This is a genomic window from Acinetobacter puyangensis (assembly GCF_900096995.1).
Lineage (GTDB): Bacteria > Pseudomonadota > Gammaproteobacteria > Pseudomonadales > Moraxellaceae > Acinetobacter > Acinetobacter puyangensis.
Genome location: NZ_OANT01000005.1, coordinates 297,898 through 323,811, shown reverse-complemented (window position 1 = coordinate 323,811; position 25,914 = coordinate 297,898). Strand labels below are relative to the sequence as shown.

General features: G+C 42.3%; 15 protein-coding genes and 1 pseudogene. 14 read left to right on the top strand and 2 right to left on the bottom strand.

What is annotated here, in order from left to right:
- Nucleotides 1-156 precede the first annotated feature (156 nt).
- Nucleotides 157-2,493 (top strand): TonB-dependent receptor, encoded by a 2,337-nt coding sequence (locus CRO21_RS11720; protein WP_097079487.1) that lies wholly within the window; start codon nt 157-159, stop codon nt 2,491-2,493.
- 114 nt (nt 2,494-2,607) lie between these two features.
- Here the strand turns inward: CRO21_RS11720 and CRO21_RS11715 are convergent, their stop codons facing one another.
- Nucleotides 2,608-4,194, bottom strand: a complete 1,587-nt coding sequence (locus tag CRO21_RS11715; RefSeq protein WP_097079486.1) for an ABC transporter substrate-binding protein — start codon at nt 4,192-4,194, stop codon at nt 2,608-2,610.
- A gap of 277 nt (nt 4,195-4,471) precedes the next feature.
- Between CRO21_RS11715 and CRO21_RS11710 the strand changes: the two genes are divergently transcribed.
- From CRO21_RS11710 to CRO21_RS11650, 13 genes and pseudogenes are all read left to right on the top strand, one after another.
- Nucleotides 4,472-7,231: a TonB-dependent receptor gene (locus tag CRO21_RS11710; protein ID WP_322853234.1), complete on the top strand. Its 2,760-nt coding sequence runs from the start codon at nt 4,472-4,474 to the stop codon at nt 7,229-7,231.
- Nucleotides 7,232-7,495: 264 nt separating this feature from the next.
- A complete protein-coding gene (locus CRO21_RS11705) occupies nt 7,496-8,689 on the top strand; it encodes an LLM class flavin-dependent oxidoreductase (RefSeq protein WP_097079485.1) in 1,194 nt (397 codons plus the stop codon).
- Between the two features lie 226 nt (nt 8,690-8,915).
- Nucleotides 8,916-9,641 (top strand): annotated as a pseudogene (gene msuE / locus CRO21_RS11700) (FMN reductase).
- Nucleotides 9,642-9,888: 247 nt separating this feature from the next.
- Entirely contained in the window at nt 9,889-10,965 is a 1,077-nt protein-coding gene (locus CRO21_RS11695) for an ABC transporter substrate-binding protein (RefSeq protein WP_097079484.1), read from the top strand.
- Between the two features lie 33 nt (nt 10,966-10,998).
- On the top strand, nt 10,999-11,715 hold the full coding sequence (locus CRO21_RS11690; protein ID WP_097079483.1) for a class II aldolase/adducin family protein: 717 nt from the start codon (nt 10,999-11,001) through the stop codon (nt 11,713-11,715).
- A gap of 50 nt (nt 11,716-11,765) precedes the next feature.
- Complete coding sequence (locus CRO21_RS11685) at nt 11,766-12,962, top strand: LLM class flavin-dependent oxidoreductase (protein ID WP_097079482.1); 1,197 nt, start codon at nt 11,766-11,768, stop codon at nt 12,960-12,962.
- A gap of 11 nt (nt 12,963-12,973) precedes the next feature.
- A complete protein-coding gene (locus CRO21_RS11680) occupies nt 12,974-14,560 on the top strand; it encodes an ABC transporter substrate-binding protein (RefSeq protein WP_097079481.1) in 1,587 nt (528 codons plus the stop codon).
- A gap of 22 nt (nt 14,561-14,582) precedes the next feature.
- A complete protein-coding gene (locus tag CRO21_RS11675; protein WP_097079480.1) occupies nt 14,583-16,166 on the top strand; it encodes an ABC transporter substrate-binding protein in 1,584 nt (527 codons plus the stop codon).
- Nucleotides 16,167-16,175: 9 nt separating this feature from the next.
- Nucleotides 16,176-17,363 carry an ABC transporter permease gene (locus CRO21_RS11670; protein ID WP_097079479.1) on the top strand — a complete coding sequence of 396 codons (1,188 nt, stop codon included), beginning with the start codon at nt 16,176-16,178 and terminating at the stop codon, nt 17,361-17,363.
- Nucleotides 17,360-18,208 carry an ABC transporter permease gene (locus CRO21_RS11665; protein ID WP_097079478.1) on the top strand — a complete coding sequence of 283 codons (849 nt, stop codon included), beginning with the start codon at nt 17,360-17,362 and terminating at the stop codon, nt 18,206-18,208. Before CRO21_RS11670 ends, CRO21_RS11665 begins: the two co-directional genes overlap by 4 nt.
- Complete coding sequence (locus tag CRO21_RS11660; protein ID WP_378234934.1) at nt 18,209-20,053, top strand: ABC transporter ATP-binding protein; 1,845 nt, start codon at nt 18,209-18,211, stop codon at nt 20,051-20,053.
- Between the two features lie 122 nt (nt 20,054-20,175).
- Nucleotides 20,176-21,435 (top strand): acyl-CoA dehydrogenase family protein, encoded by a 1,260-nt coding sequence (locus CRO21_RS11655; protein WP_097079477.1) that lies wholly within the window; start codon nt 20,176-20,178, stop codon nt 21,433-21,435.
- Nucleotides 21,436-21,682: 247 nt separating this feature from the next.
- Nucleotides 21,683-22,945: an LLM class flavin-dependent oxidoreductase gene (locus CRO21_RS11650; RefSeq protein ID WP_228150427.1), complete on the top strand. Its 1,263-nt coding sequence runs from the start codon at nt 21,683-21,685 to the stop codon at nt 22,943-22,945.
- Nucleotides 22,946-23,118: 173 nt separating this feature from the next.
- Here CRO21_RS11650 and CRO21_RS11645 read toward each other — a convergent pair whose 3' ends face one another.
- Nucleotides 23,119-25,812 carry a TonB-dependent receptor plug domain-containing protein gene (locus CRO21_RS11645; RefSeq protein ID WP_097079476.1) on the bottom strand — a complete coding sequence of 898 codons (2,694 nt, stop codon included), beginning with the start codon at nt 25,810-25,812 and terminating at the stop codon, nt 23,119-23,121.
- Nucleotides 25,813-25,914 lie beyond the last annotated feature (102 nt).

The window sequence follows — 25,914 nt, the reverse complement described above, 5'->3', positions numbered from 1 at the left end:
GTATTTTCAGCAGAATAATCAGTAAAGTTGTCGATATTTCAACATTTATATATTTATGATTTTCTTAAATATATACTAATGCATTGAAAATAAAAGTCTATTTTTGATTGGCATAGGATTTGCCATGCATGCTCCATAAATTATGGTGGAGTACGTATGTTTAGCTTAAATAAAATTAAAGCCGGGATCCTGACAGCAATTTGGGGGATGACCGCAACAGTGTCCGGAATTGCCTTTGCAAAAGAGGAAAATCCTGTAGACCAAACATCTTCTCAATATGTACAGTCTGAACCTGCTGAGCAGGATGTGAAGAAATTAAATGCTGTAATTGTGACTGCACAATATAAATCACAAAATATTCAGGATGTGCCGGCAGCGATTACTGCGGTTTCAGGCAAGGATCTTGCCGCAAAAGGTTCGACATTTATTGGTGATGTTTTAACGTTCACCCCCAATGCCGCAGCACAAAATCCTGATGGGGATACGCGTCCGCGCTGGTATATCCGTGGTTTGGGAACTGGTGATGTTTCAGCTTCAACCGTTTTTCCGGTGGGTATTTATGCAGATGGCGTCTATTTAAATGCGCCTGTTGCAGGTGCGGGTGATTTGTTTGATCTGGAACGTATTGAAGTATTGCGCGGTCCACAAGGGACACTGTACGGTAAAAATACCACAGCAGGCGCAGTAAATTATATTTCACGCAAACCGGTTTTTTCTGATAAAGCCAGTGGTTATGCGACTGTAGGATTAGGCGATTATAATCTCCATACGTTTGAAGGTGCCGTGAATGGTCAGATTTCAGATCGAGTGGCGGTGCGTGGTGCTTTTTATTCAGAAGATCGTGATGGTTATGCTAAAAATCTGGCCACAGGTGATACCTATGGTGATGTCGATAAAAAAGCATTCCGGATTCAGGTATTGGCTAAGGTTTCAGATCAGGTCGATGCGTTATTAAAACTCAGTAGCCAGACGGTAAATGATAGTGGTAGTAATGGTTCCTTAGCCGTTGGAACATATTGGGGAATCTACCAACGTCCAGAAGGACGGGACACTAATCTTGATTTTGCCGAAAGTGGCAAATTACAGCATGATGGTCTTTCTCTGACATTGAACGGTCGTTTGGATCATGGTTTGACGCTGACTTCAATCACTGCATTTGACCAGACTAAACAGAAGTCATTGGCAGATGGAGATTATACTCCTTATGATGTCGCAAGAAGTTATGGCAATAATGAATGGAAACAATATAGTCAGGAATTGCGTATTGCCTCTGATGCAGATAAAAAATTAAGCTGGATTACAGGTGTACATTATTTTAATGAAAACCTTGATGCCAGAAGTGTAAATGCACGGTTAAATAGTAAATTACCTAATGGTAACGCTGCACAGACTGCAAGTTCACCGGCTTATAAGGATGTCAGCTATACACAGGATAATCAAAGTTTTGCAGTATTTGGCAATAGCACCTATAAATTTACCGATAAATTTAAAATTACTGGTGGCTTACGCTGGACATGGGAAGAAAAAGATATTGATCTGGATTTGACTCAAATCACTACTGCCAATTATTCAAATGGTAGTTGGTGGAATAAAAATGCCTATACAAATACTGTATATAATGGTGTTGTCGGTGCCAATGCGTCGATCCAGCGTAAAAAAAGCTGGAATGAATTAACCTATGACATTACTCCGGAATATGAATTTAGTCCTGACTTAAAAACCTATTTTAAATATTCACATGGTTTCCGTTCCGGTGGATTTAATACCGGATTATCCAGTAATGTGTCCCAACTGACCGATGTAAATCCGGAATATTTGGATAGCTATGAATTGGGACTGAAATCTGTATTGTTGGATGGCCGTTTAATTGCCAATGCCAATATTTTTTACTACGATTATGAGGATATTCAAACCAATCTTTTGGTTAATTTGCAAGGTGAGGGTGGTGGTGTAACGTCTGTATTAACCAACGGCCCTCAGGCAGAGGTAAAAGGGGCAGAATTAGAATTGGATTATCTGGCAACCGATAATTTAAGATTACGTCTGGCTGCGGCATATCTGGATAGCGAATATACCGACTTTGTGGATCGTGATCCGCTGACTGGTTCAGTAAGTGCCGATAATACCGGTAATCGTCTGGTACGTTCGCCTAAATATACGTTGGGGATTGGTGGTGATTACACCTTTAATCTAGACAGTGGCGCACGTATTATTGTCGGTACAGATGCAAGCTATCGTGATCGTGAATTCTTTTTAGTTAACCGTCAGAATTATCAGGTTGATCCAACGTTAAGCCAGAAAGCCTATACTTTATGGAATGCTAATATTGGTTATTACAGTGCAGATAATAAGTATCAGGTCAATGCCTATGTTAAAAATCTATTGGATGAAGAATATCAGGTACATGGCAGACCTAATGGACCAGCGGGTTTATATGTAAAAACCTATGGAAATCCTCGTCAGATAGGTGCATCTTTGACAGCACGGTTCTAACATTATATTTTTTAGCGTTTTAAATACACCTTGGGCTTGAGCAAAGCACGGCTTTGCTCCTAGCGCAAGATGAGCATTTTTATGCTTTAAGCATCAATCAAATGTTAATAGCCCTTATGATTTCTTCCATAATTTTTCAAATCGCCACGTAGAGAATTGTGTATTTTCTGCCTGTAATCCACCAATGCTTTGATTGGCAGCATCAATTACATTACTAAAGCCCCAAATCAGTAATCCGCCTTGTGCATGCTGAATTTTTTGTGCTTGCTGTAGATGATATTTACGTTTGGCGAGATCGGGTTCAGATAGACCTTTAAAGAATAGTTCGGAAAATTCTGGCTGGTTAAAGTTAATTTTAGCTGAGCTTGCCAATGGCGCATCATTAACCACCGCAGTAGAAAGATAAGGTGTTCCTACATTAATGGCATTGGTAGAGATTTGCCATTCACTGCGTTGTGGGCCATTGAAAATTGCACTATCCACTTGTTTAACCCGAATATTGACATTGGCCTGTTTGGCTTGTTCGGCAAAGACCAACGCTGCTTTACTGGCATCACCGACCAAACTGATTAACTCAATGTCCAGACCATTCGCATAGCCTGCCTGTGCCAACAATGTTTTTGCTTTCGCGATATCTTGCTGGCGCTGTGCAACACTGGATAAATACACGGGATCTTGAGGGGAATATAAGTCATTGGCGATACGACCTTCGCCATTGAGTGCTTTTTGTACCAGTTCCTTACGATTGGCAATCAGTCGAAAAGCTTGCCGAACCTCTACTTTGTCAAATGGCGCTTTGGCGGTATTAAAATCAAAACCATGATGGATATTGGTTTGTGATCTGACAGTTTGAATCTGCTTGGCTTGTTCCAGAATTTTGATATATTCAGGCGTAATGGCATTGGCAATATCGATCTGACCTGCCAGCAAGGCATTTAAGCGTGAGACTTGATCTTTAAAATCAATGATTTCAAATTCATCTGCATAAGGTTGGTCAGCTTTATAATAATTTTCAAAACGGGTAAATACGGAGCGTTGTCCCGGAATAAAACTTTTGACTTTATACGGTCCTGCGCCGACAGGATTGTGAATTGGGTCAAAATCTGTCGGCACGATACCACCGAAATTTACCCAAGTTTCAGGTAGGGCAATAAACCCCGGAATGTTGTCGATAAATCTAATCTTGACTGTATATGGATCTACTTTTTCTAGACGATCGCGATCGATCCATTGCGCCAGATGACGAAAGGGTGAAGCAAGCTTGGGATCGGTTAAACGTCGTACTGAAAACAGGATATCATCAGCAGTGACAGTTTTACCATGATGAAATTCCAGACCTTTTTTTAAACGAATGGTCCATTCACTGGCATTATGATTCGGCTCGGCAAATTCAGCCAGCGCAAGCCGTGGCAGCATATGTTCATCCCATTCCCATAATTTATTATATACGGCAAAACCTCGAATGATGCTGCCGCCAATCGGCGATAAATGTGGATCAAGACTGCCGGTTTGTTGTCCACCAATGACGCCCATACGGATTGTGCCGCCATGTTGGGGTGTTGAGGTCTGAGAATTTTTACTCTCTTCCTGATTATTTTTTTGACAGCCAGTACTCATTCCAAGAATACCTGTGCCTGCAACACCGAGTGCGGTATGTTTTAAAAAGGAACGACGCGAGATGAATTGTTGTTGATTTGACATGTTTTATCCAAAATGGAAATATTCCGAGATAACTGTGCAGAACTAATGCCAATAATGTTTATTAAAAAAACTTTATTTTTCATTTACTTAATTTGTCACTGATAGATAGTGCTGTTGTATAAGCAACACAAGTGTTTTATTTAAGACTTTTACCAGAGCGGACTGTATGCGTTAAATTTATAAAAAAACTTTAAATAATAATACATTACTAAATATTTATGCGCTTGGCATAAGCTTTGCCTATAGGCAGTAAGCTTAAAAGTTTATCGAGAATGTCATGCAAAAAAAATTTCAATTACATCGTTTGGCGCTTGCTGTGGGGATTATGAGTTATGCAACAACGGCACCAGTGATGGCGGAGCTGCGGGTGAGTCAGAATACATCAGTAGATTCGGCTTTGCAGGAAAATATAGTAGGTCCCCAACAAACGCTACAGTCAGCATCCCAACAACAATTGGTTGCGCCACAAACAAATCAACCGCCAGTCGCGCAACCTGAAACTGATGTAGCACAAACTGTACAAGCACAGACAGAAGCAGATGTTGTCACGCTGGGTGAAGTCGTGGTCACTGGTAGCAAGAAACAGACAGTCGTACCTACACGGGATGTAAGTTCGGTCTATGGTTTAAATACGACCTTACTGGATACGCCGCGATCAGTGACACAAATTGATAGTGAAACCTTGGCCAATGATGTGATTCGTAGCGCTGATGATTTAGCAAAATATGCGCCGGGCATTACTCGTGGCGGGGGACAAAATAATAACTTTGCACCGCAAATTCGGGGACAGAATTCGGAGGTGTTTCAGGATAATCAGCGCATCGATAGTACGCGACATCCGAGTAACTTTAATGCTTATGAAGGGGTGGATATCGTCACCGGATCGGCTGGGATTATTTATGCACCCACCTCTGGATCGGGTGGTTATGCCAACTATATTACAAAAAAACCGGATTTAAATGCGGAAAAGAGTGAAACCGTGATCAAAGGAACTTTTGGTGCATGGTATGAAGGTAAAGGGTATGAACCCAATTATTCATTGAATATTGACCATAAAGGCAGAGTAAATGAGACATTGGCTTACCGTGTCAGTGGTACTGCACAAAAAAATGAAGATTACTATGACAATGTTAAAAATGATTATAATGCATTGTACGGTGCTTTGACCTGGCGACCCGATGATAGTTTACGGATCGACTGGAATATTAGCTATGATGATTATTATGACTATAATATTACCCATGGCTGGAATCGGGCAACACAGGATTCAGTCGATAAGGGATTGTACTATAAAGGCCGTTCTACACCGATTATTCAACAGTCTGATGGTAGTTACTGGTCGCCTGTTTATGCTTCTGGTGCCGCAGATTCGGAAGTAGTTGGATGGCAGGTTCGTCAAAAAACGCAAGACAATAAATATGTGGCGGTAGGTGAGGTACAGACCACAGCGCTGCCCAGTGCATCTGCTGATGATGCTGGCACAATTAGAGGCTGGGTCTATGATCCGACGATTCCAGGCAATGAACAGGTCAAACTTAAAGATTACATTTCAGGTCGTGCAGAAGATAAAAATTCCTCAACCCGATTTTTGACACAATTACGTATCGCCAAAGATATTCATCCCAACTGGACCATTGTAAATAGCACGCTCTATCAAAATAGCAAGGATAAGGGCAATGCGGTGGGTAGTTTTTTGACCAATTTAAAACATGAAATTTTTGATAATCGCCTGGAACTTCAATCAGATTATGATTTTCAGATCGGTGCTTTAAGTATCAATCATAAAACCAGTAGCGGTGCAACCTATCGTAATGAGAAGTTTGTTGCGCTTGCTGCCAATAATAGTTTTATTAACAATCCTTACGATTTAACCAATAATCCTTCACAAAAAAATCCCGGGGATTTATTGGGGCTGGAGAATAATACCAGTTCAACAGGCGGCTGGATTGGTACAGCAGGTGTGCCGCAATACTCCCGATATTTTGGTTATTTAAAACTGCCAGCGATGTATTCTACCGGTGATGGTTTATATGCAGAGAAAGGCGGTTTTCCAACCAGTGGCGGTGCAGTCTATACTGGTTCAGGATTTTGGGATACCTATAGTGCATTTACCCAGCAAAACTTTGTCTTTAATGACATTGTCGGTCTAAATCTGGGCGTGAATCATAGTTCTATTGTGGCAAAACTGGAGAATCCGCTGGTATTGACAGCAACTGACAAACGTCGTGATGATGCACGTTTTAGCATGTTGAGCTATCAGGCCAGTGCCTATGTAAAGCCGACCCACAATAGCACTATTTATTTTACCTATGATAAAAGTACATCTTTAAATACCGGGGTATTCGGACCTTTTCTTATTTGGGGGCCAGGTAATAAAATCAATCCACTGGCTTTTGATAGCCAAAGTGACTTGAAGGAAATCGGGATTAAATATGAACCGATTAAAGATGTTTTATTCCTTGGTCTGAGCGGCTTCCATCAGGCACGCGATCAATCACCTGATACCAATGGTGAAATGGCAAGACTTAAAATTAAGGGACTGGAATCATCATTGCGCTGGCAAATACAGCCGAATATTGCAACGGGATTGAATTTAACAGTGCTGGATGCGGTCTATACTTCGATCACACCATCCGGATTCTCTCCCTATGGTTTTGTTGCAGATAATGAAACCGTATTTGGTGATAGTAATGGGTTGAATCAGCGGGCGGCAGGCAGATATCCGGCAGCAGGAATTCCAAAATATTCAGTCAGTGCCTTTTTGCAATATGAACATGATTCCGGCTTAGGCTTTAATCTATCGGGATGGTGGAGCAGTGACTGGTACACCAACCTTAGTCACACGGTAAAAGTACCGAACTCCTATAATTTTGATCTGGGATTGTTTTATAAACAACCCAGATGGAGTGTCGGGCTGAATTTACTTAACCTGACGGATGAGCGTAATTTTGTCAATGGATTGGCTGGCTCTACTTCTGAATTTTTACAACCTATGCGTCCATTTACTATACAGGGGCAGTTCAGTTATACCTTCTAAAAAAAACTATTTAAATGATTAGTTCACCTCCTCGCCGTTTCTTGGTTGATAAAGAAACGGTTTTTTTATGTTTTTTATTTCTGAGAGTGAGTGGTGATTTTTCAGCAGATTGTATATCTGGGGTGTTTGTATTCCAGCAAAAAAAGACCTTAAAAAAATCAATGTTTTATTAAGTTTTTGAAAATTAATAATTATATTGTTTGGCATGGTTGTTGCGATAAAGAAAGATATAAATTTTTAGGTTTAAATAATTTAGGTGAAAATATGGGAATAGAATTTTTTACCCGTCTTCCATTGCATGGCGAAACTGAATTTTTACCGGGTGATCCACGTAATCGTGGGGATTGGGCAAAGATTGAAGGCGTGGAAAATACCGGCGCAGTATCCAATTATCAACTGGGTGATGATTTTACCTATATTGATTATCTGGGACAGGTGGCTCGTGCCGCAGAAATTAATGGTTTTGCAGGCGCATTAATGGTCAATTCACCCAGTGGTGAAGAACCGTGGACAGTTTGTTCGTTATTGGCTCGTGAAACGCGTAAACTGAATTTTGTTACGGCTTTTCAGCCTTATCATTTTAGTCCATATAATGCGGTGCAAAGTGCTGCCACGTACCAGCGTGCGACGGGCAATCGTCTGGTGTGGAATATCATTAACGGTGGTTCCGAGGTTATTCAGCGTCAGGTTGGCGATAATATCGCACATGATGATCGCTATGAACGTGCGACCGAGTTTTTGGATGTGGTTAAAGGTTATTGGCACAATGAATCTTTTCATTATCAAGGTAAATATTATCAGGCAGAAGGCGGCGGATTAAAATATCCTTTAAACAAAGCACAGTTACCGGTGATCTGTACCGCAGGCTCATCGGAGGCTGCACGTGAATTTGCCGCAAAACATGCCGATTACTATCTGATGCGGGCGGAAAAGCCAGAGGAAATTGCTGCATTAATTGCAGATATTCGAGCCCGTGCTAAAAAGTACGGACGTGAACAGATTAAATTTGGTTTGTCGATTGATACCATTGCCAGACGTACCGAGCAGGAAGCTTATCAGGAAGCCCAACGCTTTCTTGACGAGGCCGTAGAAAAACAAAGATTGAATGCGGCGGCGGCACATGCCGGATTACGTTCGGCACGTGTGTTAAGTTTTGAAAAAGAATATGCCGAGAAAGATGGTGCCAGAAAAGTCGAAGACTTTTTTATTCATGACAATATCTGGTCAGGCTTTGGCTATATCGGTATTCCACCCGGAGTTGCCTTGGTTGGAAGTTATCAGCAAATCATCGCCCGAATTGAAGAATATAACAGCATTGGGATTGAACTATTTTTCTTAGCCGGCTACCCACATTTGGAAGAGGCTTATCGTTTGGGTGAACATGTCTTACCACACTTTAAAACACAACGTGCAAAACTTGAACGGACAACAACAGAAATCAAATCTCAAGTGGCTTAACATCATCAGTTAATCAGATCGTCAAAACCTGGGGATAACCGGGTTTTGACACACAATTAATGTGATATGAAAATAGATATTTGAAGTCAAAGCATGCGCGATAGCCTATCCTTTTGTTGAGTTAAACTTTGAACGTTGGCAATGGATTGCGGGCTGTCCCTAATTTAAATATGTATATTTGATATGGCATTTATTTTAAATGAATACATTCTATTAAGGTTCAGATATGTCAAATTTAAATGCAAAACCAAAAGCATTGAATATTGTTGCAGTATCCGGCGGCTTAAATACCCCGTCTAAAACTGAAAGTTTAATTCAGGCCATTGTTGATGAGCTGGCTCAGGCCACAGAGATTAATTTAAAGTTTGTGAAACTCAGCGAAATTGGGGCATTATTCGGCGGTGCGATTTATCGCAATCAATTGCCCAAACAGGTACAGGATGATTTGGCGGCAATTGAAGCCGCAGATGCACTCATTGTGGGGACACCAGTATATCGGGCTTCTTTTACCGGATTATTTAAACATTTATTTGATTTTGTTGAACAGACTGCACTGGTGGATGTGCCGGTATTATTGGCTGCTACAGGGGGAAGTGATCGTCATGCGCTGGTTTTAGAACATCAGCTTCGTCCCTTATTTAGTTTTTTTCAGGCGCAAACCTTACCGATAGGCGTGTATGCAACGGATCTTGATTTTACCCCATAATATACGGTAAAAAGTGAAGCGTTGCGGGATCGGATTACTTTGGCTGTAGCACGTGCTTTACCGATTCTGGAGTGGGCACCTGCTAAAGGACGTCGTGAGCAAGAGGTCAAGGCAAAGACAGAACAAGCCAATCAAAATTTGGGCATCAATAAACAAATTGAGCAAGATGATGTGCTACCTTCGGTCGCTGTACCTAATTTAGATATTGCCGAGGCAAAATTACACGGCAAGAAAGTCACGCTATAGATTGGCGTTTATTGTTGTAAAAAATGGATTAAGACAACTTAATCCATTTTTTATGACATATTTTTCGGCGACGGGGGAATTTTGATTTAAGTGTTGAAAATTCAACAATTTTACAAAGAAGCTGATGTAATTCAAACAATATAAAATTAATAAAAACACATAAATAATTGAAATATATTAATAAAATTAAATGGCACGATAGTTGCCGTATATGTATTACTTTTAAAATTTTTAATAAGGAATACACATGTCTTTAATTAATGATGAGATCAGTTTTCAGGATAACAGTGCTAAAAAAAAGTTGAACCATATCTGGGTCACCCGTTGTCCAGTACCGACGGCAACTGGTATTGCGTTAAAAAGAGGAACACTGGCGAATAAATTTGCCCAACTGAATATTGATGTCGCCACTTTACAGGATGCGCAAAAGGATCTGGCGATTCACCATACCGATCATCAACTGCCAGCACTGTTTCGTGAGGGTGGTAATGTGCCTGCATTGGCAGCGATTGCAGAAGGTGCACCAAGCCGCTTGATTGGTTTGACTTGGATTGATGAGTGGCAAGTCATTATTGTTCGACCTGATTCAAATATTCATCAGCCAGAAGATTTAAAAGGTGTCAAGGTTGCCTTGCCACAATATTCAGAGCGTCGTTCTGGCAGTATTTTCCGTGCCATGTCGCTACAGGGTATTCGAGGCGCATTGCAACTGGCAGGCTTGCATTTAAATGATGTGAAGTTCGTGGAGGTGCCTGAGCGTGGTAAAAGCAAGCAAGACATCGACAAAACCAATACGCGTGATGCCAGTACTTATTGGTCAGGACTGGATGCTTTATTAACAGGTGAAGTTGATGCGGTATACGTCAAAGGTGCATCTGCGGTTGATGCTGCGAAAAAACGTGGCTTGAAGGTAGGGATTGATCTGGATCAATTTGACGATATCACATCACGCGTCAATAACGGTACGCCTCGTCCGATTACTGTGCATGAAGATCTACTGGAAAACCATTTTGATGTGGTGGTTGATTTTCTTGAAGAATTGTTTGATACCGCAGACTGGGCCAAAGATCATTTAGATGAAGTGCTGGAAATTCTGCAAAGTGAAACCATCGCAGGCGCAGAAAGTGTGGCAACTGCATATCGTAATAACTTCCATAAATCATTGCATCCATCTTTAGATGTGGAACGTATTCAACTATTGAAACAGCAAAAAGACTTTTTATGGTTGCATGGCTTTTTAGAACACGATGTTGATATCGATGCATGGGTGGATGTTCGTCCATTACAGGCAGTGATCGAACGTCGCCAGAAAAAAGCATCTTGATTTTTTTATCTTACTTTAAAACAGGAATTCATGATGAGTGCTGCAATTATTCAAACCCCACTTTCTGAGCAATTAACCAACTTTATTGATGAAAATCGTGAACGTGCCGAATATGCATTCGAAGTTTTTCGTCAAACCAACACGATTACTGCCAACGGGACAGTCGGTTTTGTTGAGCGTGTCCCTTTTGAAGACAAACTGGTTAATTTTAATTATGCCGGTCCTTGGGTACGCGATCGCAAAAGTTCAGTTTCGGTAGAAACACTTGATGGTGAAGTGCTGGTCGGACGTAAAGCAGGTGGTGGACGTTATAACAAATTATTCCGTGAACATGCCGATGTCACCACGATTTCACATGTTCATGCGCCAAGTCTGGGTGCTTGGGCGCAAACGCATCGCACCTTGCCTGTACGCTATGTACCGGTACAACGCTTTCATTTATTTAAAGAATTGCCTGTGTATATCGACCGTCGTCAGGCAGAAGTCGATTTTATTCTGGATCAACTCAATATTGATATTGAACATCGTGCCATTTTAGAAGCCAACGGCGGAGCAACGGTCTGGGGGCGTAAGGGATTACAGGAAACTGCCGAATTTATTTTGTTGCTGGAAGAAGGGGCTAATATCCAGTTGCTGGCAGAATTAATCGGTGGCAGTCGTGATTACGGACAAGGTGTTTTGAAACAGCAATGGAAAATGAGTGGCTTAACTGAAAAAGCCAGAACATTAGGTTTATTGCCTATTCATTAAATCGGCAATTGATAAAAATAGATTTTAATTTTTAAATACTTGGAATAATTATGGCTGTAAAAATACTTTGGTATTTGACCTCTCCCGATGGTCCGTATCCTTGGCTTGAACAAGGTCGTTGGGATACAGACTATGACCATCTTAAACAGGTGGCAACCACTGCCGACAAATTAGGTTTTTATGGCTCATTGATGGGAACCAGTGAATATGAAACACTGGCCGTCGCAGCCAGTTTGATTCCATTTACCGAGCGACTCAAATTTTTGGTGGCACAGCATCCCGGTGAAGTGCAACCAGCGGTATTGGCAAAATATGCACAGACTTTTGATGCGTTTTCCAAAGGACGCTTATTGTTTAATGTGGTCAATGGCAATGATGTCGGGCTGGCTTCATTGGGGATTCATTATCCGCATGATGAACGCTATGACTATAGTAAAGAATACTGGACCGCATTCCAGCAAAATTATTTAGGCGATAAAACTGGCTTTGATGGCAAATTTGTCAAAATTACGCCACGCCATGAACCGCCAATTCCCATGGCAACTTGGCACGGTCCAACCAATCTCAAAGGTGTACCATTGTGGGGTGCAGGCACCTCTGAAAAAGGTATGCAACATTCGGTTGAGTTACTTGATGTCTATCTAAGTTTTGCCAATACGCCACCTTTGTTGGGAGCGAAGTTTAAAAAAGTCGCAGAGAAAGCCGCAAAGATTGGTCGAACCTTAGAATATGGTACCCGCCTACAGATTATTGTACGTGAAACTGAACAAGAAGCATGGGACTATGCTCAGTCTTTACTCGATAAAATTGATGTCGATTATGCAATTGCGGCAGTGAAACGTCAGTTGCCACCGAATGAAACATTTGAAAGCTATCAAAGTGCCGATCCGAAAATTCAAAAAAATCTGGAATTATTACGTCAGGGAATTTTACCCAAAGCCAAAGACTTTGAAATTTATCCGAATATTTGGATTGGTCCATCTTGGTTTGGCTTTGATTTTCTGGGACCTGCATCGGGAACAACGCTGGTCGGTAGTGCAGAGAATATTGCAGCACGGATCAAGGAATATGAGCAGCATGGAACTTCGGCATTTATTTTGTCCGGTTTTCCATTGATCAGCGAAGCTTATCGTGTCGCACATCTGTTATTTCCATTGCTTGATCTGGATCATGGTTTTGATATTCCTGCTTTAAACGTTGCAGATCAGACCAAGATTTCTCCAGTCCCAGAAAAGACTGTGGCATAGGAGTAGATCACATGGCACATTCCACTCGACGAGATTTTATCAAGCACAGCTTATTGGGTACTTCGGCCTTGGCATTCGGAGCAGGGCTGTTACAAGGTTGTGATCGTACAACCAGTACTGAGCAACAACAATCGGTAAATGCAGGAAATGATCAGCCTCGTTATGGTGGGGTGCTCCGTATCGGATTACTGGGCGGCAATCAGGTTGGTAATTTGGATGTACATAAACCGATTGGTACCGGTGTACAACGAGGTTTTGCTTTATATAGCAAACTGTGGGAGTGGGATGAAAACATGGTGCCGCGTCTGGCCTTGGCCGAGTCGGCAGAAGCCAATACGGATGCGACCAAGTGGACCATTCGCTTAAAAAAAGGATTGGAATTTCATCATGGCAAAACCATTACTGCCGATGACGTGATTTTTTCTCTCAAACGTCTGGTTGATCCAAAACTGGCATCGCCTTTTGCTTCCTTGTTGTATGCAGTTGATGTCAATCACTTGAAAAAATTGGATAATCGCACGGTTGAAATTGGTTTTAGAGATGCTCAGGGCTTTGTGCCGTTACCTGACACTTGGACCAATTTTGGCGGTATTGTCCCTACCGATTACGATCCAGTCAGTAATCCAGTTGGCGCAGGTCCGTATAAGTTAAAAGAGTTTATACCCGGTCAGCGTTCAACCTTTAGTCGTTTTGAAAATTATTTTAAGGACGGCAAACCCTATGCTGATGAATTACAAATTATCGATTTCAAAGACCAGACCTCACGTTTATTGGCATTCCAAAATGGTCAAATTGATTTAATCGGCAATGTGGCTGCCGAGCAATATAAGCTTTTGCAATTGGACAAACGGATTCAGCTGATTGAATCAAAAACTGCTGGCTGGCTGTCTTTTGATATGAATTTATCCAAGCCGCCTTTTAATGATCCGAGAGTGGTAGAGGCCTTTAAATTACTGGTAGATCGTGAGGATTTGATTCAGCGTGCGTTGAATGGTTTGGGGCAAGTGGCCAATGATCTTTATTCTCCACATGATCCAACGTTTAATCACAGCATTCCACAGCGGACACAGGATTTGGCAAAAGCCAAGGCATTGTTGGCTGAAGCAGGTTATGACGCTTCAAAAGCTAAACCTTTGTCCGTTGAGCTGATTACCACCCCCAATAGTTATTATCAGGCGGCTTTAATTTTAGCAGAACAGGCCAAGCAGGTTGGTGTAGAAATTAAAGTGAAATATGTCGATGCAGCAACCTTTAATGGGGCAAATCGTAATAATTTTACCTTTAGTACTGGCTCTTTATTGGCGGAATCTTTTTTGTCCACGGCATTACATGTAGATGCCCCAGTGTCCGTGGCTAATAAAACACATTTTAACGATCCAGAATTTTCAGAACTTTTTGCTCAGGCATTGACAGAACCTGATCTGGAAAAAAGAAAACCTTTGGTTCATCGAGCACAACAGATTCAGCATGAAAAAGGCGGGCTGTTGATCTGGTCATTTCCCACAGTGATTGATGCTTTTTCGACAAAAATCGGCGGTGCAGCCGCAGAGCAAACACAGTTTGCAACTTGGCGTTATGAAAATCTTTGGCTGAAATAACACAATTTTTAGGTATATCCATATGACAAATATTACACGTAGAGAATTATTGAAACAAAGCGGGCTGTTGGGGCTGGGCGCTGTGGCTGCAACGAGTCTGGTTGCTTGCTCGCGTAATGAGGCGCCAAATGATCAGGCCACCACGACGGCTGACGCAGCAGGCAGCAATGAAACCCCGAAAAAAGGGGGGGTAATTAAAATTGGTGTGATTAATGGCAATCAGTCGGGCAATCTTGATGCACATAAACCGATTGGTATGGGCAGTGCATTTCGTGGCTGGCCATTGTATGCCAAATTGTGGGAATGGGGGCGTGATATTCAGCCCAAACTGGCACTGGCAGAATTTGCCGAACCGAATGCCGACGGAACCAAATGGACGATCCGTTTAAAAAAGGGTCTGGAATTTCATCATGGCAAAACCATTACTGCTGATGATGTGATTTTTTCGCTTCGTCGTTTAACCGATCCCCAATTGGCATCGCCTTATGCCGCTTATCTGTATTCGTTACAGCGTAACAATATCAAAAAACTGGATGAATACACGGTAGAAATTCCGTTTGCCGCAGGTAAAGGTCTGGTGGCATTGCCTGAAGCATGGATGAGTTGGGGCGGTATTGTCCCTACCGATTATGATCCAATTCATAATGTTATTGGTGCAGGACCTTATAAACTGGATAACTTCACCCCAGGCCAGCGTTCCCGTTTTGTACGCTTTGATAACTTTTGGAAACCTGACCAACCCTATGCCGATGCCATTGAAATTCTGGATTTTAAAGATCAAACCGGACGTTTGGCAGCTTTACAGGCCGGTCAGATTGATGTGGCGTCAGGTGTGATTGCCGAGCATTTACCGTTATTGCAGGCCAACAAAAAATTAACAGTTGTTTCCTCCGAAACGGATGCCTGGCAGTCTTTTGATATGAATTTAAGCAAGCCACCATTTAATAATCCTAAAGTCCGTCAGGCATTTCGCCTGATAGCCGATCGAGATGATTTGGTGAAACGTGCTTTGGCCGGGCAAGGACGAATTGCCAACGATTTATATTCATTCAGTGATCCTGTCTATAACCACGATATCGCACAACGGCGACAGGATCTGGCCAAGGCGAAGGCACTGCTAAAAGAAGCTGGTTTTGATCAGAATTTAACGGTGGATTTATATACCGGACCAGATAGTAATGCTGCATTGGTATTTGCTCAACATGCGGCACAGGCCGGGGTTAAGGTCAATGTAAGACAAGTTGATCCGGCAACATTCTCCAATGCCCTTAAACAGGATTGGGCATTTAGTGCTGGTGGAAGCGTCTCTCGTCCGTTTTTATTAACCGTTATACAGATTGATGGTCCTGGCGCTGCCAATAATAAGACCCGTTTTAATCATGCCAAATTTAATGATCTGGTCTCAAGTGCATTACAGGAAGCAGATCTGGAAAAGCGTAAACAATATGTCCATCAGGCACAAAATATTCAACATGAAGAAGGTGGTTTACTGATTTGGGGCTTTAACAATGTGCTTGATGCCCATGCCAATGAGATTGGTGGTATTTCTCCAGATCGTACCGGCTTTGCTGCATGGAGAACGGATGGATTCTGGCGTAGAGGATAGAAATAAATTATGACGACTCAAGCCACAGAGGTTGCAGATCAGGTGCAGACACAATCTTCAAGCCAACACTTTGAACTTCCAGCATGGTTGCCCTGGTTTATTGGGCGATTGTTTTCTGGATTTCTGGTGGTATTTGTGATTACGCTGATCGTGTTTATTGCAACCCAAGCTTTACCTTCTGATCCAGCCAGAGTCATTTTAGGTCCCGAAGCACCCGAAGCGACCGTAGAAGTATTACGCGAACAACTGGGTTTAAATCAGCCGATTTTGGTGCAGTACTGGACTTGGCTGGGGAATATCATACAGGGTGATTTTGGTCGCTCTATTGATTCCCAAGTCCCTGTGATTCAGATTATTTCCAATTTTTTTGCCAATACTGCGGTGCTGACATTTTTGGTGATTCTGGTCACAGTGCCGGTCTCGGTGATCTCCGGTGTATGGCTGGCATTACATCGTGACAGTAAGCTGGACCGTATCATTGTTTCCGGTTCAATCCTGTTTAAAGCAGTACCGGGTTTTGTTCTGGCGATCTGGTTGATGATGCTGTTTTCCATCTCAGTCTTTCAGATTTTGCCAGCCGCATCATTATTGGAACCGAATAAATCGGCATTTTTACAGATTGAATTTTTAATCCTGCCTTTATTGACGCTAACCCTGTCGCTGGTGCCTTATTTAATGCGTCTGGTGCGTGGATCAATGATTGATGCCTTGGAATCGGAATATGTGATCTCGGCAAGACTGCGCGGTATTCCGGAACGTCGTATCATCTGGAACCATGTATTGAGAAATGCTTTAGTGCCGACTGTTCAGGGGATTGCCTTATCTTTGCGGGTCTTGATCAGCGGTGGTCTGATTGTCGAAGTGGTATTTAGTTATCCTGGTATTGGTAATGCCTTGAATGCTGCGATTGAAATGCGTGATATTCCGACCATACAGGCCATTGTGCTGTTGCTAACGGTGTGTGTGGTATTGGTCAATCTTTTTGCCGACTTGCTGACCACATTATTGACACCGAAATTACGTACCACACGGCATTTTAAAGCACGTTCACCGGGTAAACGTCTGGCTTTAAATTTATGGAAATCCGGTCGTCCTGTGACTGTAAAACCAGTTGATCGTCGTAATGCACTCAAAAGCAGTGCCCTTAAAAAAGAACAACAGGCTGATCAACAAGAAAAAGCAGGGGATCAATCATGAGCATATTGAGTCTACAACAAAGCAAATTTTTTCATGCTTTACTGCGAGAACGTCAAGTCCGTTTTGGTTTTACGGTCACATTACTGGTGGTGTTATTTGCAGTAATTGGGCCCTTATTTGCACCCTATAGCGAAACGGCATTGGTTGGTTTGACCTATGGGCAACCGGAGGGGAAATCCTTACTGGGTTATGACTATATTGGGCATGATGTTTGGTCAAGAGTATTACTGGGCGGTCAATCGGTGATCTGGATGTCGGTGGCAGCAAGTGCCATTGCCTTATTCATCGGTTCAGCATTGGGTTTATTGGCAGCTTTTGCCAAGCGTAAAGTTGATCAGTTTATTATCTGGATAACCGATATTTTTATGGCATTTCCCGATTTGATTCTGGTTTTGCTGATTGTTTCGATGTTAGGACGTGATCCGTGGTTAATTGTTATTACAGTCGCACTTGCGTTCATTCCTGCGGTGATCCGTTTGTCTCGTGGTGTGGCCTTGAATATTGTCGAGCAAGAATATGTTGAGTCGGCAAAAATTCTCGGTTATTCGAAAGGTTATATTTTATTTCGGGAAATTTTACCGAATATGCTGACGCCTCTATTGATTCATTTAGGCGTGATGTTGACTTGGGCTGTTGGCATGTTATCGGGTTTGGCATTTTTGGGTTATGGCGTTGCACCACCTACTGCAGACTGGGGGCTAATGATCAATGAAAACCGTGCAGGATTACTGATTCAACCGTGGGCTGTATTTGCTCCAGTGGTCTTGATTGCGCTGTTTGCTTTAGGCACCAATGTGCTGGCAGAGGGTGTAGGACGGGCAGCAGCACGGATCGAGGAAAAATAAATGACTGATAATTTGAATCCCAGCTATAAAAAAACCGTATTGACTGTGGAAAATTTAAATGTATCGCTGGTGACCACGGCCAACCCGATTGTATCTGATATTACTTTTTCGCTAAAAGAAGGTGAAGTCTTGGGTTTGGTCGGTGAAAGCGGATCAGGTAAAACCACATTGTCCAGTGCCTTACTCGGTTATGCGCGTCATGGCGCCAAAATTGTATCAGGAAAAATAGAGATTGATGGGCAGGATATCTTGCGCCTAAATGATCAACAACTTCGACAAATTCGAGGGAAAAAAGTCAGCCATGTGGCACAAGATCCTGGTACAGCGCTGAATCCTGCGCTAAAAATTGGCCAACAACTTGATGAGTTGCTTGAGGTTCATCAACCTGAACAGTCCAAAGCACAGCATCAGGGTAAGATCAGCAAGATTTTACAAGAAGTGGGGCTGCCTTTTGATCATGATTTTCTCAAGCGTTATCCGCATCAACTGTCAGGTGGACAGCAGCAACGTATTTTATTGGCGCTGGCGTTTATTTTACAGCCCAAACTGATTATTTTGGATGAACCCACGACGGCGCTGGATGTGACCACCCAATCGCTCATACTGAATATTATCCGTAAATTGTGTCAGGAATATCGTGTTGCCGCAGTGTATGTATCACATGACTTAACCGTGGTCAAAGATATTACCGATCGGGTGATTGTGCTGTATGCGGGCAAGATTGCCGAAGATGCTGTATTGGATCAGCTATTTGAGCATCCACGCCATCCTTATACCTATGGTCTGATCCGCGCCATTCCAGATGTTGCGGTTAAAAAAGCCTTGGCACCGATTCAGGGGCATGCACCTTCACCCAATCACCGGCCTAAAGGCTGTGCATTTGTGGATCGGTGTCAGTATGCCACCGACTTATGTCATCAGAAAGCACCCGAATTGATTCAACTGGCCGATGAGTTTGATCCGCATTATGTGGCGTGTCATCATTTGGAATGGGTCAAACTGATAGACATCCATAATATCGTAGATGAATTGGCACATACCCGCTCTGATCAAACTGTTGTGTTAAAAGCACAGCAGGTGAATGCTTGGTATGGTTCACAACAGGTCTTGTTTGATGTGGCGTTTGATCTGAAAAAAGGTGAGTGTTTGGCACTGGTCGGTGAGAGTGGCTCAGGTAAAACCACATTGTCCAAAGCCATCGCCGGATTAAATGAAAGTGTTGAGGGACAGGTTTATTTAGAAAATGAATTATTGCCGTTTCAGGCAAAAAAACGTAGCTTAAAACAGCGACATAAACTGCAATATATTTTCCAGAATCCCTATAAGGCGTTAAATCCTGCGCATACGATTGGTCAAACGCTGTCCAAAGTGGTTCAGCATTTTTTTAATACCAATGCACAGGAAACAGCAGCCAGAGTCTCCGATGTATTGGCGCAGGTTTCTTTGCCAGAACAAACCAAATCTCTTTATCCACGTGATTTATCCGGCGGTGAACGGCAACGTATTGCCATCGCCAGAGCTTTGTTATGTCAGCCTGAAATTCTGATTTGTGATGAGATCACCTCGGCACTCGATGTTTCGGTACAAGCCTCGATTTTGCAGCTGTTACAGGAATTACAGCAGCATGGCGTCACCATTTTATTTGTTACCCATAATCTGGGTGTGGTCAGAGCTGTTGCCAACCGTGTTGCAGTGTTAAAGCAGGGCAGAATTGTCGAATTTGGCGAAACTGATCAAGTATTAAGTCAGCCCAAACATGCGTATACGCAATTATTGCTTTCTCATGCACCATCACTGGTAAAAGCAGAAACGCAAGAAGAGACGGAAAGTTGTTTGCTTGTATAGCAGAACCAGATTGGATTGAAGCGCCAGCAGGCAGAGAAAATCTATCTGGTCGGTATTCAACAGCAGTTATAAGCGCAATTTGAAAATGAGTTTAAAAATCAGATTTTTTTTTGGAGTAAAACATGAACGATATTCATCAAAGTGACTTTTTACAGCTTGGGGCTGTGCGTCATCTACATAGTGAAGATGAAGCTATTGAAGTGGCAAAAGACGTTGCCAAAGCATTGGAAAATTATGCCAAGGATACCGCATATAATCGTGTGGTGCCTTATGCGCAGGCCAAACTGGTGTCAGAAGCAGGTTTAACGGCAATTAGTGTGCCTAAAGAATTCGGTGGATTGGGGGCAAGTGTTTTTACCATTGTTAATGTGGTGAAAATTATCTCGGCAGCCGATGCAGGTGTTGGACAATTATTGCAAATTCATTTTGTCATGGTACGAGGTGTATTTACTGGTTACAGCGATGAGATCCGTGATCGTTTGGTGGCAGATATTCTGGCGGGTAAACGTTTTGGTAATGCATTGGCAGAAATTGGCGGTAAAAATAAGTTTTCTCATAAAACCCGCGTGGATCGCAATGCACAAGGGCAATTGATTTTAAATGGCAGTAAATTTTATTCTACAGGTTCTTTACTGGCCGAATGGATTTCTTTAACCGCAGGTAGTGACAATGGTCCAGTCGGTATCTTGTTGCACCGTGATACGCCAGGACTTGAGCTGGTTGATGACTGGGATGCAATTGGTCAGAACAATAGTGTCAGTGGCACGGTAAATTTTAACAATATCGTGGTGGATGAGCGCTTTATTCCCAAAAGAGATGCTGGCGGTTTTCAATTGAGAACAGGTTTAACCTGGCCACAAATCTTACATGCTGCCATGGATACCGGGATTGCAGTCGGTGCCTTAAATGCAGCGGTTGATTATTTAAAACACCATGCCCGCCCTTGGGTGGAAAGTGGTGTCGATGCAGCAACACACGAACCACATATTATCAAGCAAATTGGTGAATTTGCAGCTTTGGCCGATGCTGCCGAAGCCTTATTGGATCGTTCTGCTGCGATTTATCAGCAACACTTGGCCGATATTCTTGATGAGGATTTACAAACCAAACTTATTTTATCGGTGGCGGCGACACGTTATCATTCCGATGCTGCTTCGCTTAAAATCTCCAGTGAAATCTTTGGCTTACTTGGCGCAAGTTCTACTTTGTCAAAATGGAATTTGGACCGTTTCTGGCGTAATGCACGTACCCATACCACGCATGACCCGATTCGCTGGCGTTTATATCACATCGGTAATTATTACTTAAATGATGTCCCACCGGGTGAATATAATTCGGTGTTGTTAAAAGAACGTGCTGAGAATGTGACGAAGTTTAAATAATTGAATTAATCAACTGAAAAATTCTGGCTAAGTGTAATCAATTAATGATTACATTTAGCTAGTGCAGTCAATGGAGACAAACCATCAATGTTGAAAATACAACATGAATGTTGATATTTAACCTCGAATAAAAATATAATAAAATTAATTTCAAAATAAATCAGTATATTATGCTAATAAATTAATGGCACATTCCCTGCAAATTCAATCTTGTCTTTTATTAAATTGATTGAAAAAGGAATATAACGTGACATTAGAAAAGCATTCACTTGTTGAAACACCAGAAAAAATTAAATTACTCTGGTATCTGACTTTACCTGATGGGCCAATTCCATGGGAACCACACGGTCGCTGGAATACCGGCTTTAAACATTTACAACGTCTTGCATCAACCATTGATGATCTTGGTTTTTATGGTGCTTTACTGGCAACTGGGTTGGGTGGCAACGAAGTATTAACAGTTACGTCATCGTTAATTAGCTCAACGCAGCGCTTGAAATTTCTTGCCGCTATTCATCCCGGTCTGGTTGGTCCTGCGAAATTAGCACAGATTGCATCAACCATAGAGCAGTTTTCAGAAGGTCGTTTATTGTTTAATGCGGTGAATGGTAATGACCGTGCATTACCTGCTTTTGGCGTTCATTATCCGCATGATGAGCGATATCGGTATAGCTTGGAATACTGGCAGGCTTTTCAGAAAATTTTCAAGGGTGAAACCGATGGTTATGAAGGCGAATATATCAAACTTGCACCATTTCCTCCCGAGTTGGTCCAGCAAAGTAAAAGTGTGGCAGCCGATTCACACAAGAAAACCTATTATCCGCAAGGTTTGCCTTTATGGGGTGCAGGAACTTCAGCAGCCGGTGTTGCTCATTCGATTGAAGTGTTAGATGTTTATTTGAGCTTTGCAGATACGCCACAACGACTGGGTGAAAAATTTCGTCGGGTTGCAGCCGAAGCTGCCAAGATTGGTAAACGCCTGAAATTTGGAACACGTCTACAAATTATTGTACGGGAAACAGAACAAGAGGCATGGGACTACGCGCAGTATTTGATTGACCATACTTCAGTAGAATATGCGATTCAATCTATTAAACGCCAATTACCGCCGGGCGAAACATTTGAAAGTTATCAGTCTGACAATCCACAGATCCAACAAAATATAGATACCATTAAATCAGGGAAATTGCCAAACGCCAAAGACTTTGAAATTTACCCGAATATCTGGACAGGGCCTGCATTACATGGCTTTAATGTATTGGGACCACTGGCGGGAACCACTTTGGTGGGCAGTGCAGAAAATGTGGCGGCCCGAATTAGGGAGTTTCAGGCACAGGGAACTTCTGCATTTATTTTATCTGGTTGGCCATTGATTGATGAGGCTTATCGGGTAGCAGATTTATTATTCCCATTACTGGATCTGGATCATGGCTTTGACATTCCGCAATTGGCAAGCCAATCAAGATCAACGTCACATAAATTTACTTCAGAGATTTCTTCATCAACTTAGTCAAGTCGTTCAAGATATAACAGGCCTATGATTTTAAATCATTCGTAGGATATAGGGTATGTCATGAAAGAATGTAATAGATCACATAAACTGTTGTATATGATTAAACAAAAAATCCCTAGCATGATCTAGGGATTTTTTTCGTTTCTAAAATTTAGAACATATAAACAGGCTTACCATTTATAATTTAATGCCGCAGAATAAAAGCTGCCTGCTGCATTAATCGGGCTATTGTTTAAATAACTATAGCTTTGAAATGGCCATAATAAACCGGGACCAGACACGGTATTGGCGGGTAGTTTACGTGGTTTTTGATCAAAAATATTGTTCCCGTTGAGGGTTAGACTCAACTGATCGGTAAATTTATAACCCACCTGTGCATCGACTAACCATAGATTTCCGGCATTAAAGACTTTTGGTGTTGATACTCCATCCACGTTGACACTGGTACTGCGTCGGATTTCGCCAAATCGTGTTGCAGTCAATCCGGCACTCCATTTTTCCAGATGCCAGTTTAAGCCGACAATGCCTTTAAACCGTGGTGATAGATATTCAAGGTTGGCAATAGATGATGCATTATAGGTTAAATCTGAGCTAAATCCAAAAGCAGTCAATGCCGCAGGGGTAGCAGCTCTGCTCACCAGTTCGGTTTTATTCCAGTTTCCAGCAGCTGTGAATAGAAAAGAACCATAACGATCTGTGCTTAATAGATATTCAATGGTTAAGTCTAACCCTTTGGTTTTGGTTTTTCCGGCATTAATAAAATAATCAATTCCGTCATTTGGACCAAAAGATGGATCAACAGATTGCACAAAACTTGAGAATGCAGCTTTTTGTGCATCAGTTTCCAGATTAGAGGCACGAATGGTACTTAAGGCCGAGATTCGATCCTTAACATCAATTTGATAGGCATCCAGTGCGATATTCAAATTTCTTAACGGTCTAAACACAAAACCTAAAGAATAGTTTTTAGATTCTTCCGGTTTTAAGGATTCTGCGCCAAGTGCCTGAGCAGCGGCAGAGTTTACTGCTAAAGTCCGGTTGGTTTCAGATACAGTTACACCTGTTGCCTTATAGCCTTGAGCAGCAAGGGCAGGTGCCTGAAAACCGGTACTGACTGTACCACGCAAAGCAATTTTGGGCGTAAAATCATAACGGCTGGATACACGGCCCGTCACAATATCGCCAAAATCACTATAATCTTCAAAGCGTAATCCTGTATCAATAATCAATTTTTCGGTAGGGTAGACCGATAATCCGGCATATAAGGCATAGCTATTACGGGAATCATCGGCAGTATCTTCCGGGCGAATTCCGGTATCGGCTTGAGAACCTGCATCACTAATTGAAATCAGAGTGCCTTTATTGGGTCCATCTAACACATAGCCATATTCGCCATTGGCAAATTTTTCTGGATCAACATCTGGACCATAGGCCCATGATTGTAATTCGCCAGCAGTTCGTTTATACCCTTCACGGCGATATTCTGCACCGAGTGAAACATCGGTTAACCAGCCTAAAAGACCTTGTTCAAAAGAACGCTTTAGATCAAAGTTATTGACCCAGGAATTATATTTATAACTCCCTGTATAAAAGTCTTTTTTACTGTCCAGTCCAAAACTTGGGCTATTGGAGCTATATTGATAGGCATCAATATTATCTGCACCATACACGGTACTAAAGTCCCAGTCCCAACCGGCCAAATCTGTACCTTTTACACCTAATTGTAATGAGTAGTCTTCTTCATCGACACCTGTATAAGGGGTAAAGCCGTCCGGCCATAATGCCCTGACCACAATATCTCTAGAGGGAAAACGAAAATGTTGAGGAGAGCGGGTTTCACGGTCTGCATAACTGGCAAATGCATACAGTTCGGTTTTGTCGCTGAGCGGATAAGAGAGATCGACAGTCAATGACGCCAGTTCGGATTCTGGAACCCCACCTGATGCGCCAAACACAGTATTATTTCGGTCTACACCTGCTTCTTTCGGATTAGGTGTGGCGCCGGGTGGCAAAGTCGGGCCAAATGAAGGCGAACCTCCCGGTGCAACTTCATTGCCATTGGCATCAATCGGGAAATAATACTGAATATGGCCAGGTACCGGGCTATCTCTAAATGCAGCACCTTGTTTGTCGTATTGTGCCGATATATACACATGGCCTTCATCACCGAGTTTAAATCCTGCGCCTGCAATATATTGTTGTAGCGTACCATCACCTTCGGTATAACCACCATATTTGGCTGATACTTCACCACCATGATCATCTTTTTTGGTGATGATATTAATCACACCGGCAATGGCATCCGAACCATAAATTGCCGCTGCACCATCACGTAACACTTCAATTCGTTCAATTGAGCCTGTAGGAATCAAACCGAGATCGACGGGTGCCGATGCAGTGAATCCTCCTGCACCAAGACGGGCTGTAGAGTGACGTCGCTTGCCATTGACCAGAACCAAGGTATGGCTACTGTTTAAGCCACGTAATTGACCTGCTTTAACCGTCGAATTGATACCGTAGCCTGGCAAAGTCGGTACGTTAAATGAAGGGAGGGTGTTATTGAGAGCTTCCAATAAATTACGTTGATTGGCCTGTTTAATATTGTCATTAGAAATGACATCAATCGGTGTTGGGCTACTGGCGACCGTACGATTTTCACGTGTGCGTGAACCTGTCACAATTACGGAAGAAAGTAAGGGCACCGTTTCTGCCTCATTGCTTTCAGCGCTTGGACTGATCGCAATCGGTTGTTGGACAGGATTTGTCTGCTCTGTCACAGTCTCCTGTGCAGAAGAAAGTGTCGCATAACCTATTCCCCAAATGACTAGCAATATGCTCTGGTTGATTTTATTGAGTTTGTACATTGTTGCTCCAGTTTTTAAGTAAATTAAATTTTTTTAACTAGAGTCAACAATGAGCAGAAAAGGTGCCAATTATAAAAAATATATTAAATCAGTATGTTAGCC

Excerpts from the sequence above, each read along its gene's own strand:
- CRO21_RS11720 (WP_097079487.1), top strand. The coding sequence starts at position 157 with ATGTTTAGCTTAAATAAAATTAAAGCCGGGATCCTGACAGCAATTTGG.
- CRO21_RS11715 (WP_097079486.1), bottom strand. The coding sequence starts at position 4,194 with ATGTCAAATCAACAACAATTCATCTCGCGTCGTTCCTTTTTAAAACAT.
- CRO21_RS11710 (WP_322853234.1), top strand. The coding sequence starts at position 4,472 with ATGCAAAAAAAATTTCAATTACATCGTTTGGCGCTTGCTGTGGGGATT.
- CRO21_RS11705 (WP_097079485.1), top strand. The coding sequence starts at position 7,496 with ATGGGAATAGAATTTTTTACCCGTCTTCCATTGCATGGCGAAACTGAA.
- CRO21_RS11695 (WP_097079484.1), top strand. The coding sequence starts at position 9,889 with ATGTCTTTAATTAATGATGAGATCAGTTTTCAGGATAACAGTGCTAAA.
- CRO21_RS11690 (WP_097079483.1), top strand. The coding sequence starts at position 10,999 with ATGAGTGCTGCAATTATTCAAACCCCACTTTCTGAGCAATTAACCAAC.
- CRO21_RS11685 (WP_097079482.1), top strand. The coding sequence starts at position 11,766 with ATGGCTGTAAAAATACTTTGGTATTTGACCTCTCCCGATGGTCCGTAT.
- CRO21_RS11680 (WP_097079481.1), top strand. The coding sequence starts at position 12,974 with ATGGCACATTCCACTCGACGAGATTTTATCAAGCACAGCTTATTGGGT.
- CRO21_RS11675 (WP_097079480.1), top strand. The coding sequence starts at position 14,583 with ATGACAAATATTACACGTAGAGAATTATTGAAACAAAGCGGGCTGTTG.
- CRO21_RS11670 (WP_097079479.1), top strand. The coding sequence starts at position 16,176 with ATGACGACTCAAGCCACAGAGGTTGCAGATCAGGTGCAGACACAATCT.
- CRO21_RS11665 (WP_097079478.1), top strand. The coding sequence starts at position 17,360 with ATGAGCATATTGAGTCTACAACAAAGCAAATTTTTTCATGCTTTACTG.
- CRO21_RS11660 (WP_378234934.1), top strand. The coding sequence starts at position 18,209 with ATGACTGATAATTTGAATCCCAGCTATAAAAAAACCGTATTGACTGTG.
- CRO21_RS11655 (WP_097079477.1), top strand. The coding sequence starts at position 20,176 with ATGAACGATATTCATCAAAGTGACTTTTTACAGCTTGGGGCTGTGCGT.
- CRO21_RS11645 (WP_097079476.1), bottom strand. The coding sequence starts at position 25,812 with ATGTACAAACTCAATAAAATCAACCAGAGCATATTGCTAGTCATTTGG.